Source organism: Rhizobium sp. Root491, from assembly GCF_001427205.1.
GTDB lineage: Bacteria > Pseudomonadota > Alphaproteobacteria > Rhizobiales > Rhizobiaceae > Agrobacterium > Agrobacterium tumefaciens.
The window spans coordinates 56,433-69,280 of sequence record NZ_LMFF01000016.1 but is presented as its reverse complement, the minus strand read 5'-3'; the positions used below and the strand labels follow the sequence as shown (position 1 = coordinate 69,280).

Here is a 12,848-nt window from a genome sequence, read left to right as displayed (position 1 = left end):
TTTCAGTCGCCCCTAGCCTTGCCGTTTGTTCATTACAGTGCCACAACACGACCACCTAAAAGCAAGATGGAGGCACATCCGTGGAACAGGCAGAAATCGGTTTGATCGGTCTCGGCGTCATGGGCTCGAACCTGGCGTTGAACATCGCGGAAAAGGGCAACAAGATTGCCGTATTCAACCGAACCCCTGAAGCGACGAAAAAATTCTACGCCGAGGCTGGGGACTTGCAGGGGCAGTTGATCCCTTGCGAAACCATCGAGGAATTCGTCGCCGCCATTCGTCCTCCGCGCCCGATCATTATCATGATCAAGGCCGGCGATCCGGTTGACCAGCAGATGGAAATCCTGAAGCCGCATCTCTCGAACGGCGACATCATGATCGACGCCGGCAATGCGAATTTCCGCGATACGATCCGCCGTTTCGACAATCTGAAGGATAGCGGTCTGACCTTTATCGGTATGGGCGTTTCCGGCGGTGAAGAAGGTGCGCGTCACGGACCGTCGATCATGGTCGGCGGTACCGAAGATAGCTGGAAGCGCGTCGAGAAGGTTCTGACCTCCATTTCCGCCAAGTATAATGACGATCCGTGCGTGGCATGGCTCGGCAACGACGGTGCCGGTCATTTCGTCAAGACGATCCATAACGGCATCGAATATGCCGACATGCAGATGATCGCCGAAATCTACGGCATCCTGCGTGACGGCCTGAAGATGAGTGCGTCTGAAATCGCCGATGTATTCGGTGAATGGAACAAGGGCCGTCTCAACTCCTACCTGATCGAAATCACCGAGAAGGTTCTGCGCGCTGCCGATCCGATCACCGGCAAGCCGATGGTCGATCTGATCCTCGACAAGGCCGGCCAGAAGGGCACAGGCAAGTGGTCGGTTATCGAGGCGCAGAACATGGGCGTCGCCGCAACTGCCATCGAGGCCGCCGTGGCTGCCCGTATCCTGTCGTCGCAGAAGGACGAGCGCGAAGCTGCCGAGAAGATCTTCGGCCTGCCGACCGTTGCAGCTGCACCGGCTGACAAAAAGGCCTTTATCGCCGATCTGGAAAGCGCGCTTCTGGCCGCCAAGGTCGGTGCTTACGCACAGGGCTTTGCCGTCATGTCGGCCGCATCGAAGGAGTTCAACTGGAACCTGCCGATGCCGACGATCGCCCGCATCTGGCGCGCCGGCTGCATCATCCGCTCAGAATTCCTCGATGAGATCACCTCGGCCTTCACCAAGGATCCGCATGTGGCCAACCTCATCGTGACGCCTGCCTTCTCCGGCATCGTCAAGGACACCGACGCCGCCCTGCGCCGTGTCGTTTCCTACGCGGTTCTCTCCGGTCTGCCGGTTTCGGCACTCGCTTCCGCGCTTGGTTATTTCGACGCCTATCGTCGCGCCCGCGGCAGCGCAAACCTTATTCAGGCGCAGCGCGATTTCTTCGGGGCGCATGGCTTCGAACGCACCGACGGTGTCGACAAGCCGCATGGCCCGTGGGGCAGCGGCGCCGACATTTTCTGATCGGCTATAACGATAAACGACAAAAGGCCCGCGCAAGCGGGCCTTTTTCATATCATCCGTCGATTTACTCAGCGTGCCGCAGAAAGGCCGACGATCAGGCCGGTGACGGCGTTGATGAGCAGGAACTGGTTGTCGACGCGTACCCAGCGCTGGTCGCGACGCGGCTCTGCCAGACGGTAACGGCGATAGTCGCGGCGGTCGACGAAATGACGACGCTCTGCCGGGGAGAGGCGCTGACCGCGATCCCAACGGTGCTTCTTGACGATGACCTTTTTGGTGGTCGTGTGACGCTCGACGGTTACACCGCGATGACGATCGTCGTGGCGGCTTTGTGCCTGGGCCATTGGAGCAGCAAGAACAGTTGCAGCCAGAAGAATGGTGACGAACTTTTTCATGAATGTTTCCTCTCGTGTTTCGATAAGGAGAACTTACGAATAAACGAATGAACGGAAACTGAATTTAAAATTACATTTATGTAATGGTTGTTAATGGTTAGACGGGGACGTTAATCTTTCTGTTGGAGATTTCAGTCCAGTTTTTGCGTCGATCAGGCTGCCCGTTGGAAACCGGGCAGCCTGTTTCAAGTATTAGACGCGTTCAGCGGATTTTGCCCAGAGGTTGATATCCGCGTCCTTCGCGTAACCGTCGATTTCCGCAAGCTCCTCTGTGGAGAAGTCGGCATTGTCGAGTGCCTTCACGCAATCCTCGACCTGTTCGACACGGCTCGCACCGATGAGCGCCGACGTGATGCGACCACCGCGCAGCACCCAGGCGATAGCCATCTGCGCGAGCGTTTGGCCACGCCGCTCGGCAATGCGATTGAGCGCGCGGATGTTTTCGACATTGCGCTCGTTGAGGAAGGCGGGGTTGAGTGACTTGCTCTGCGATGCACGGCTACCATCAGGCACGCCACCCAGATATTTCGTCGTCAGCATGCCCTGCGCCAGCGGCGAAAAGACGATGGAGCCAATGCCAAGATCTTCCAGCGTATCGACCAGACCGTCTTCCTCGATCCAGCGATTGATCATGGAGTAGCTCGGCTGGTGGATGATGCAGGGCGTGCCGAGATCTTTCAGGATCGCGGCGGCCTCACGGGTGCGTTTCGAGTTGTATGACGAGATGCCGACATAGAGCGCCTTGCCCGAGCGCACGATCTGGTCCAGCGCGCCGCAGGTTTCCTCAAGCGGCGTGTTGGGATCGAAACGGTGGGAGTAGAAGATATCGACGTAGTCCAGCCCCATGCGCTTCAGGCTCTGGTCGCAGGACGATATCAGATATTTGCGGCTGCCCCACTCACCGTAGGGACCGGGCCACATGTTGTAGCCCGCCTTGGACGAGATGATCATTTCATCGCGGTAGCCTCTAAAATCCGTCTTCAGAATTTCGCCGAAGGCAGTTTCGGCGCTGCCGGGTGGTGGGCCGTAATTATTGGCCAAATCGAAATGGGTAATGCCGAGGTCGAAGGCGCGGCGGCAAATGGCCTGTTTGGTCTGGTGCGGTGTGTCGTTGCCGAAATTGTGCCACAGCCCGAGCGAGATCGCCGGCAGCTTTAGGCCAGTCTTTCCGCAATGATTGTATTTCATGGATGTATATCGGTTTTCGGCCGGTTGCCAAACCATGGGTCTTCCTCCACTTGCTGATGAACGGTTGCCGGAGAAGCCGGCAAACCTTTGAAAGATGAGGGCAGGCGCAACGTTGCCTGCCGTTCCGCTAAGGATGGTTAAGCCTTTCGCCGCGTGGTTTCAATGCGAGGATTGGCAGGTATAAAGATCGAAGATACGGAACTGCGGCTGTCCGCTGCCCTCCTTCGGGGTGAAGATGATCCGACGTGTTTCGCCCGCTGCGAGATCGAACAGATTGTCGGAATAACGCCCGGGCTGATCGGCCTCCAGCATGACGAAGAGGGCAAGACCGGCTGCGGTGACATCGATTTCGAGCTGGCCGTTTTTCAATGTGGCGGTGGAGAACGTCAGCCCAGCGGGCTGGAGCTCCAGAGACTTGTAGGTGTCGCGCACATGATGGCCTTCGCCTGTCATGCCGTTGGATGCTATGAAGTTCCAGGCAAGAATGGAACCATCAGGCAGGCTGTCCATGTTGATTTCTGTCAGCGTCGCAGCCTTGTCCGTTGCGCACGTGCCGTTGGCGGATTTCAGCGGCACGCGGTTACCCTCCATGGTGAGGGCGACAATATTCATGTCGATCTCGACATCTTCCGCGGTGTCGTTGACCATGGAGAAACTTAATCGGCGCCCGTCTTCCGAGGGAATGGCGGAAACCGAGACCGGTTGGAAGAACCGGCGGACAGCATAATGCAGCGCCTTCCAGCCGCCGCCGTAATCCAGGCTCGACCATGAGGCAACCGGCCAGGTGTCGTTGAGCTGCCAGTAGAGCGTTCCCATGCAATGGGGTTTCAGCGAGCGCCAGTAGTCGACCGCGGTTCGGATGGCCAGCGCCTGCTGCACTTGGCTCAGATACACGAAATTTTCGAAATCCTTCGGAAAGCGGAAATAGCGGAACATGGTGCCAGCGATGCGCTCATTGCCGCCGACATTCTTCTGGTGCAGTTCGATCACCGGGGAGGCGATGTTCATGTCTTTCTCTTCCGCATAGGTGCGGATGACAGGCATGGAAGTGTAGGACTGAAAACCGAATTCGGAGCAGAAGCGCGGCTTGACCGAGCGGTAATTGTCGAACGATTTGTTTTCGTGCCAGACGGACCAGTAATGCATGTCGCCGGAACCATCCGCATGCCAGGCATCACCATAATCGAGGTAGCCTGAAGCCGGGCTGGAGGGCCACCAGAGTGCTTCGGGGGCGGCTTTTTTCAGCGCCTTTTCGATGGTGCGGTTGAGGCGGTCGTAAGCCACGAGATAACGGTCGCGGTTGTTGCGGGGCTCCTCGAACCAGGTGAGGGCACCCACCAATTCGTTGTCGCCGCACCAGAGCGCGATGGACGGATGGGAGGACAGGCGTTTTACCTGATAGTCGACCTCGTGTTCGACATTGTCGAGAAAGTCTTCGCTGCAGGGGTAAAGGTTGCAGGCGAACATGAAATCCTGCCAGACCAGAAGACCGAGACGGTCACAGAGATCGTAGAACCAGTCTTCCTCGTAAAACCCGCCGCCCCAGACGCGGATCATGTTCATATTGGCCTCGACGGCCGAACACAGAAGGTCTTCGGTTTTTTCGCGGCTGGTCAGCGAATAAAGCGCATCGGACGGAATCCAGTTCGCGCCACGGCAGAAGATTTCCCGACCGTTGATGCGGAAGGCAAATCGGCTACCGGCCTCATCCTTTTCCGTCAGAAGTTCAATGGTCCTGAAGCCGATCCTGCGGGTGACGGTTTCATCCGGCAACTCCACCGCCAACGTGTAGAGCGTCTGTTCGCCGCTGCCCGCCGGCCACCAGAGCGCGGGGTCTTCCACGAAGAAAACGTGGCGCACCACCGTCTCACCCGCACCCACGCCGCAATCAAGCCGCAGCCTTTCGTCGTTGAGGGAAAGGTAGAGCGGAAGGCTCGGCGGACCTTCGGCAAACAGCGTGATTGCCACATGCAGCTCGACGCCGCCCTCGACATGATGTTGTGAGGTGACGACGTGTTCGACCCGTGCCGTATCGAGGCGCTTCAGCAGGATTTTGCCGTAAAGGCCGAGCGGAGCAATCGCGATATTCCAGTCCCAGCCGAAATGGCACTGTGGCTTGCGCAACATGTTGCCGTTGGCAATCGGCGAGTTGCCCTCATGATAGGGAATGTAAAAAGGTTGCCGCGCCTGCCGTTCCGCCCCGGCTGCGATGTTGGAGTGGAAATGGATACGAATGGTGTTTTCACCGGGCCGCACGGCGCGAGACACATCGGGACGGTAACGTCGGAAGCAATTGTCCGAACTCAAGACCGGAACATCGTTGACGAAGACGATCGCGACGGTATCGAGATAATCGATATCGAGATACCAGCTGGCATCGGCGTCATCGAGGATGAAGGTCCGCTCTATGATCCAGTCCCGATGCGCGACCCATTGCACCGCATTTTCATTTGCACCGTGATAGGGGTCTGGAATGATGCCCGCGTTTTTGAGTGCGCTGTGAACGTCTCCCGGCACGGTAAGGTCGGTCGTATGGTCTCCTTCCAGCGAGGTCAGGCGCCAGAGCCCGGCCAGATCGATGACGGTTTCGGGCGTGGAGGAAGAAATCATGATGGGACCCTGCATGGACGAATTCAAATAGGATAAGCTGGCCATTATGACGCAGGCTTGTGTCGGAATCTGGGGAAGATGCATGCCCGCCAGCCAGCCGTTATCCAGCTCGCTCAGCTCGGCAATCTCCTCCCTCCGGCAACGTTACCGTAAAACAATCGTTCCGTCATGTCTTCGGAGTGAAACTTCATGCGCGAAAAATGCCCGTTGGTACTATTGGAAAACCACGGGTACGGATGCCTTGATATCTATTGACTTTTATTTATAAATATCAATTAATTATTGATACTAATTAATCTAGTTTCTTGGTATTGTTTCTCTCTTGAGCAGAATTTTCGAGAGCGTGTAAGGCCCGTAATCAGGGATAAGCCCGTTCGATATTTTCCACGACCTACATCGTTATAGCCAAAGGCCCGAAGACCGGATCGGGTGTGACGGCGACCGGCGACGTTTGCCTTTGCAAGAAACAAAAAGCTATCTATGATTATTGTTCTGCAAAGCGTGGCGAAATGACATGAACGATACTGGTAATTCCGGCAGGGACGAAGCGAAGGCGACAACGGGCGAGCGCCCGACCTTGAAGACCATCGCCTACATGACGGGTCTTGGCATCACCACCGTGTCACGCGCGCTGAAGGATGCGCCTGACATCGGCGCGGAAACCAAGGAGCGCGTGCGGCTGATTGCCCAGCAGATCGGTTACCAGCCGAACCGAGCTGGTGTGCGCCTTCGCACCGGCAAGACCAATGTGATCGCGCTGGTGCTGAGCGTCGACGAGGAATTGATGGGCTTCACCAGCCAGATGGTATTCGGCATCACCGAGGTCCTGGCGACGACGCAATATCACCTCGTCGTTACCCCTCACACCCACGCCAAGGATTCCATGGTGCCGATCCGCTACATTCTCGAGACCGGTTCCGCGGACGGGGTGATCATCTCCAAAATCGAGCCGAACGATCCGCGCGTCCGTTTCATGACGGAGCGCAAAATGCCCTTCGTTACCCATGGGCGGTCCGACATGGGCATTGAGCACGCCTATCACGATTTCGATAACGAGGCTTATGCCTATGAGGCCGTGGAGCGGCTGGCGCAATGTGGGCGAAAGAGGATCGCCATCATAGTGCCGCCATCGCGGTTTGCGTTCCACGACCACGCCCGCAAGGGGTTCACTCGCGGTATCAGGGATTTCGGCGTTTCCGAATTCCCGTTGGATGCCATCACCATCGAGACGCCGCTCGACAAGATCCGCGATTTCGGCAAGCGCCTGATGCAATCAGACGATCGCCCTGACGGCATTGTCTCCATCAGCGGCAGCAGCACGATTGCGCTTGTGGCGGGGTTTGAGGCAGCCGGTGTCAGGATCGGCAAGGATATCGATATCGTGTCGAAACAGTCCGCCGAATTCCTGAACTGGATCCAGCCGCAAATCCACACAGTCAACGAGGACATCAAGCTTGCGGGCAGGGAGCTTGCCAAGGCTCTGCTGGCACGCATCAACGGTGCGCCGCCAGAAACGCTGCAAAGCATCAGCCGCCCGGTCTGGTCCTCAATGGCGCCGAAGCCTTGATAGAAGGAACGCCTGTCCGGATCAGGACAGGCAATCCTTCAGCGAGCCGGCGATGCCGCGCATCATCTTGAAGTAGAGATCGGGACCCGGTTCAAGCGTGGCCGCTTCGGGATCGAGCGTCGCAGACTTTGCCGCCGTGCCTTCCGTTATGACGGAGATCAGTTTCGGCTCGAATTGCGGTTCGGCAAAAACGCAGGTCGCGCCAAGTTGGCGAACCTTTTCCTGCATCTCCCTGACGCGATCGGCACCGGGCAGGGTTTCGGGGCTAACGGTGATCGATCCCGCCGTTTTTACGCCGTAGCGATGCTCGAAATATTGATAGGCATCGTGGAAGACGATGAAGGGCTTGTCCTTCACAGGCTTGATCGTTTCCGCAATTTCGCTGTCGAGCGCATCGAGATCGTCGATCAGTTTTTTCGTATTGGCCTGATAGGTTTCCGCATTGCCGGCATCGGCGGCAATCAACGCGGTTTCTATCGTCTGGGCCATGGCCTTGGCGTTGGCCGGATCGAGCCACAGATGAGTGTCGTACGCGCCGTGTTCATGGTCGCCGTCATCGTGCGCATGATCATGAGCATGAGCGTCTTCGCTGTCCGAATGGCCGGCATGTTCTCCATGGGCCTCTTCGCCATCGTCATGCGCCTCGAAAGGGCCGCCTTCGCGGAAGGGAAGCTTTTCCAGCCCCTTGGCGTCTTCCAGTTCGACCACTGTTGCCTTGCTGGTCAACGCCTCCAGCGGCTTTTGCAGAAATGCCTCCAGTCCAGGCCCGACCCAGAAGACCAGATCGGCCTTTTCCAGCGTGCGGGCATTGGAAGGCCGCAGATTATAGGTATGCGGCGAGGCTGCGCCGTCGACAATGAGTTGCGGTTCGCCCACGCCACGCATGATTGCCGCGACGAGGGAATGGACAGGCTTGATCGAGACCACGACATTTGGGGCGGCGGTGGCGCCGGAGGCGGCCGCCGCTATTGCTACCGATGCCATGAGCGGGATCACGAACGATCTCATGAAATGCACTCCACTTGAAGAAGTATAGTTATGTTATTACATTTATTGCGTAACTCTATAACGTATGCGATAGCGGTAAGCAACATCGCCGATCGGACAATCCCATGCTTCATTCCGCCCATGCGGGCAAAGAGATACTGGTATCACTTTCCAATGCCGGCGTGCAGCGCAACGGTCGCTGGCTCGTGCGCGGCGTGGAGTTTTCCGTCAGCAAGGGTGAGATCGTCACGTTGATCGGGCCGAACGGTTCGGGCAAATCAACCAGCGCGAAAATGGCGATCGGGGTCTTGAAGCCGAGCGAAGGCGCGGTATCGCGCATTGCCGGTCTGAGGGTCGGGTATGTGCCGCAGAAGCTTTCGGTCGACTGGACCATGCCGCTGTCTGTGCGCCGGTTGATGACGCTGACCGGGCCGCTTCCCGCGCGCGAAATCGACGCCGCGCTGAACGCCACGGGTATCGCGCATCTGGCAAACGCGGAGGTGCAGCATCTTTCTGGCGGAGAGTTCCAGCGGGCGCTTCTTGCCCGCGCCATTGCGCGCAAGCCTGATCTGCTGGTTCTCGACGAGCCCGTGCAGGGTGTTGATTTCTCCGGGGAGATCGCGCTTTATGATTTGATAAAAAATATTAGGAATTCAAATAATTGTGGAATTCTGTTAATCTCGCATGACCTGCATGTGGTCATGGCGGAAACCGATACCGTAATATGCCTGAACGGCCATGTCTGCTGCCGGGGAACGCCGCAGGCGGTGAGCCAGAGCCCGGAATATATGCGGCTTTTCGGTGGGTCGGCCGCCAAGGCGCTTGCCGTTTACAGCCACCATCACGACCACACCCATCTGCCCGATGGCCGGGTGCAGCACGCGGATGGTTCGGTGACCGAACATTGCCACCCCGATGATGGCCATCATCATGCGCATGAGCAGCATCACGACCATAATCATGACCACGGGGATTGCGGCTGCGGCCACGAGCATGACGGACACGCCACTTCAAGCCACCAGCAGGGAGAGCGGCATGTTTGACGATTTCTTCGTTCGCGCCATGATCGCCGGCATCGGTGTTGCGCTCACCGCCGGGCCTCTTGGCTGCTTCGTTGTGTGGCGGCGCATGGCCTATTTCGGCGATACGATGGCCCATTCGGCACTGCTTGGCGTTGCGCTGTCGCTGCTGTTGCAGATCAACCTCATCGTCAGCGTCTTTCTTGTAGCCTCGGCGGTTTCGATCCTGCTGATTTTTCTGCAACGGCGGCAGGCGCTTTCCGCCGATGCGCTCCTCGGCATACTCTCTCATTCGGCGCTGGCGATCGGCCTCGTCATTGTTGCCTTCATGAGCTGGGTGCGCATCGATCTCGTCTCCTTCCTGTTCGGGGATATTCTGGCCGTTACCCGCAGCGATATCGCGCTGATCTGGGGCGGCGGGCTGGTGGTGCTGGTTTCCATGGTGTTCCTGTGGCGATCTCTGCTGGCCTCCACAGTCAATACCGAGTTGGCCGAGGCCGAGGGGTTGAACCCTGAACGCGCCAAGCTCATCTTCACGCTGTTGATGGCGCTGGTGATTGCCATCGCCATGAAGGTGGTCGGCATCATGTTGATCACATCGCTGCTCATCATACCGGCGGCGACAGCCAGACGTTTTTCTTCCACGCCTGAGGTGATGGCTGTGGTCGCGTCTGTGATTGGAGCGGTTGCCGTCGTTGGCGGCCTGTTCGGATCGCTGAGTTACGACACGCCATCAGGACCGTCCATCGTGGTTGCCGCCGTGATCCTGTTCGTTATAAGCCTGTTGCCGGCACCGGGTTTTTCCCGCTCCGCAGATGAAGGAGGCAAGTCATGAATGCGCAGAACCTTACCAAAAACCAGTCGCTGGTCATGAATGCCCTGTCGAATGCGCATGCGCCGCTCAGCGCCTATGTGATCCTCGACAAGCTGCGCGATGATGGTTTTCGCGCGCCGCTGCAGGTCTACCGGGCGTTGGAAAAGCTGGTGGAATATGGTCTCGTGCACCGGCTTGAAAGCCTCAACGCCTTTGTTGCCTGCACCCATACGCAAGCCGAATGCTGCTCGCATCATCATGGCACCGTCGCCTTTGCCATTTGCGAATCCTGCGGGCAGGTGAACGAGTTCCACGATCACGAGATCGACCATCGCCTCGAGCGCTGGGTCAAGGACAGCAAGTTCAAGGCGGAAAAGACCACTATCGAAATTCGTGGTCTGTGTGCCGCCTGCGCGGGGTAACACTGTTTGGCGACAGCGGACGTTCTTGCCCGCCATCCGTCATTCTTCGATGACTTCCAGATCCTTCGAAAAACGCTTCCAGTTTTCGATGTAATTTTCCGCCGAGCGGTGGATGCTGGCGACGGCCTCGTCATCCAGCGTTCGTACGGCACGCGCCGGCGATCCGACGATCAGGGAATTGTCTGGAAACTCCTTGCCCTCCGTCACCAGCGCATTGGCGCCGACCAGGCAGTTGCGGCCGATCTTTGCGCCGTTCAGGATCGTTGCGCCCATGCCGACGAGCGAATTGTCGCCGATGGTGCAGCCGTGGATGATGGCGTGGTGGCCGATAGTGCACATTTCGCCGATCGTGGCGGCAAAACCGAGATCGCTGTGCACCATCACGCCGTCCTGAATATTGGTGCCGCGACCAATGCTGATTGGATCATTATCGCCGCGCAGCGTCGCGCCGAACCAGATGCCGACATCCTCGGCAAGTATCACCGAGCCAATGACATTCGCATCGGGTGCGACCCAGTAGCGATCCGTGGCGGGGGTCTGAGGCACCCGATCTGCGAGGCGATAAAGCGGCATGGCGGTTCTCTCCCTTTCGATTATGCGCCGATAGTGATCAGGCGACCGTTACGGACAGAGTGCCGACACCGTCTACACCACACTCGATCCGATCGCCGCGCACGATAGGGCCGACGCCTGCGGGCGTGCCGGTCATGATGACATCGCCAGCGGCAAGCGTGAACAGCTTGGAAAGCTCGGCAATCACTTCCGGCACTTTCCAGATCATCTGCGCAAGATCGCCTGTTTGCTTGCGCTCACCATTGACATCGAGCCAGATCGCACCGGTCGACGGATGGCCGATCTTGTCTGCGGGAACGATGGCGGAGACCGGCGCGGAATATTCGAACGCTTTTGCGCCCTCCCACGAGCGTCCCATCTTCTTCAAACCATCCTGAAGGTCGCGGCGTGTCATATCGATGCCAACCGCGTAACCCCAGACGTGGCCCAGCGCATCGCTTGCCGGAATATCCGTACCGCCGCTTTTCAACACCACGACGCATTCGACTTCGTAATGCACGTTCGACGACAGCGAAGGGTAGGGGAAATCCTGACCCGCAGGCAGAAGGTTGTCCGGATTTTTCTGGAAATAAAACGGCGGCTCCCTTGAAGGATCGTGGCCCATCTCGATGGCGTGATCGGCATAATTGCGGCCGACACAATAGACCCGCCGCACGGGGAACATCTCGTTTGTGCCCTCTACGGGCAGAAGAACGGGTTCTGGAACTGGAATGACGGTGGCGGCCATGGGATTTCCTGTCGTCTTTTTTAGAACTGCAAGTCTTGTCCCCCGATTCCTGGGCGATTTCCAGTTCAAAATGACCGCAGCCGTAAAGAGGTAGTTCCGGTACAGACAAGCGCTTGCAAACGGCGAAAAAATCTTAGCCTTGGCACCCGATGATCGAATTTGCTCAGTGAAAATAGCAGCTCTTACAGGTCTCTCGATTCGGCGGTTACGAGGTGTGAAATTTAGGCTCGCGTCGAGGCTGCAGTAAGGTGGGCTCAAGATGAGACTTGAAGGAGGGGTAGGGCTCGCGTTTTAAGTGTTCAAAAAAGTAAGGTCTCCCAAATTGGGGAGACCTTCGCAAACGCGAGTTACGCAGCTTTCTTGGCGGCGGACGTCTTATTGATGGCCGTCACCGCAAGGTTAGTCAGCTTGTTGTTCGTTGCTTTCTCCTGGTCGAGGATTTCGCTCAGAATTTTGTGGGCTTCATCGTGGCCGAGATCCTTCGCCCATTCGCGGAGCGAACCGTAGCGAGCGATCTCGTAGTGCTCGACTGCCTGGCAGGCCGCCAAGAGGCCAGCGTCGAGCGCAGTTCCTTCTGCCTCCTCCATGAGACCTTCGGCCTCCTTGATCAAGCCCTCAATGGCGTCGCACTTTTCCCCGGAGGCTTTCTTGCCAATGGATTTAAAGACCTGGTCAAGCTTCTTGATCTGATCCCTAGTCTCTGCAAGGTGATCCTCGGCGGCCTTCTTTAGTTCGGCACTTTTGGCTGCCTTCGCGACTTTGGGCAACGCTTTCGTTATAGCGTTCTCCGCGTAGTAGACGTCCTGCAATGTGTGCTCGAAAATGTCCGCAAGTGTTTTCATGGGATTCCTCCGGTTTGTTGATTACCATTTAGACAACGCGCAGTTGCGGGCTTAGTTCCCGTCACCACCTGGTAGCCGAAACACAAAGACAATCACATATTCGCGCCCGACCTCCTTGTTAGACGAATTCCCGGCTGGCCGACCGAACTTAATCTTCTTTTGCGGCAGGAGCAGGTGGGTACCGCCAGCGACC

General features: G+C 57.6%; 12 protein-coding genes. 5 read left to right on the top strand and 7 right to left on the bottom strand.

The annotated features are described in order from the left end of the window. Positions 1–80 precede the first annotated feature (80 nt). On the top strand, positions 81–1,511 hold the full coding sequence (gene gndA, locus ASD46_RS18815) for an NADP-dependent phosphogluconate dehydrogenase (protein ID WP_003515289.1): 1,431 nt from the start codon (positions 81–83) through the stop codon (positions 1,509–1,511). Between the two features lie 68 nt (positions 1,512–1,579). Here the strand turns inward: gndA and ASD46_RS18810 are convergent, their stop codons facing one another. The 3 genes from ASD46_RS18810 to ASD46_RS18800 form a co-directional block, all read right to left on the bottom strand. Then, entirely contained in the window at positions 1,580–1,906 is a 327-nt protein-coding gene (locus tag ASD46_RS18810; protein ID WP_003515287.1) for an RcnB family protein, read from the bottom strand. 192 nt (positions 1,907–2,098) lie between these two features. Continuing rightward, positions 2,099–3,130: an L-glyceraldehyde 3-phosphate reductase gene (mgrA, locus tag ASD46_RS18805; protein ID WP_013636166.1), complete on the bottom strand. Its 1,032-nt coding sequence runs from the start codon at positions 3,128–3,130 to the stop codon at positions 2,099–2,101. 123 nt (positions 3,131–3,253) lie between these two features. Next, complete coding sequence (locus tag ASD46_RS18800; RefSeq protein ID WP_060642575.1) at positions 3,254–5,719, bottom strand: beta-mannosidase; 2,466 nt, start codon at positions 5,717–5,719, stop codon at positions 3,254–3,256. A gap of 499 nt (positions 5,720–6,218) precedes the next feature. Here ASD46_RS18800 and ASD46_RS18795 point away from each other — a divergent pair, with 499 nt between their 5' ends. Continuing rightward, positions 6,219–7,271, top strand: a complete 1,053-nt coding sequence (locus tag ASD46_RS18795; RefSeq protein WP_019566256.1) for a LacI family transcriptional regulator — start codon at positions 6,219–6,221, stop codon at positions 7,269–7,271. Between the two features lie 21 nt (positions 7,272–7,292). Here the strand turns inward: ASD46_RS18795 and znuA are convergent, their stop codons facing one another. Next, positions 7,293–8,279 (bottom strand): zinc ABC transporter substrate-binding protein ZnuA, encoded by a 987-nt coding sequence (gene znuA / locus ASD46_RS18790; RefSeq protein WP_025593466.1) that lies wholly within the window; start codon positions 8,277–8,279, stop codon positions 7,293–7,295. Between the two features lie 104 nt (positions 8,280–8,383). Here znuA and znuC point away from each other — a divergent pair, with 104 nt between their 5' ends. From znuC to zur, 3 genes are read left to right on the top strand one after another with little or no spacing between them, the layout of a single operon-like run. After that, the gene (gene znuC / locus ASD46_RS18785) at positions 8,384–9,301 is read left to right on the top strand and encodes a zinc ABC transporter ATP-binding protein ZnuC (RefSeq protein ID WP_025593463.1); all 918 of its coding nucleotides are present in this window, start codon (positions 8,384–8,386) and stop codon (positions 9,299–9,301) included. Then, the gene (gene znuB, locus ASD46_RS18780; protein ID WP_025593461.1) at positions 9,294–10,112 is read left to right on the top strand and encodes a zinc ABC transporter permease subunit ZnuB; all 819 of its coding nucleotides are present in this window, start codon (positions 9,294–9,296) and stop codon (positions 10,110–10,112) included. The genes znuC and znuB overlap by 8 nt, the downstream gene beginning before the upstream one ends. Beyond that, a complete protein-coding gene (gene zur, locus ASD46_RS18775; protein WP_025593459.1) occupies positions 10,109–10,513 on the top strand; it encodes a zinc uptake transcriptional repressor Zur in 405 nt (134 codons plus the stop codon). The genes znuB and zur overlap by 4 nt, the downstream gene beginning before the upstream one ends. 39 nt (positions 10,514–10,552) lie before the next feature. Here the strand turns inward: zur and ASD46_RS18770 are convergent, their stop codons facing one another. From ASD46_RS18770 to ASD46_RS18760, 3 genes are all read right to left on the bottom strand, one after another. Further along, positions 10,553–11,086 carry a gamma carbonic anhydrase family protein gene (locus tag ASD46_RS18770; RefSeq protein ID WP_025593458.1) on the bottom strand — a complete coding sequence of 178 codons (534 nt, stop codon included), beginning with the start codon at positions 11,084–11,086 and terminating at the stop codon, positions 10,553–10,555. A 37-nt stretch (positions 11,087–11,123) separates the two neighbouring features. Further along, on the bottom strand, positions 11,124–11,813 hold the full coding sequence (locus ASD46_RS18765) for a fumarylacetoacetate hydrolase family protein (RefSeq protein WP_025593457.1): 690 nt from the start codon (positions 11,811–11,813) through the stop codon (positions 11,124–11,126). A 347-nt stretch (positions 11,814–12,160) separates the two neighbouring features. Next, the gene (locus ASD46_RS18760) at positions 12,161–12,655 is read right to left on the bottom strand and encodes a ferritin-like domain-containing protein (RefSeq protein WP_003515270.1); all 495 of its coding nucleotides are present in this window, start codon (positions 12,653–12,655) and stop codon (positions 12,161–12,163) included. Positions 12,656–12,848: the final 193 nt, after the last annotated feature.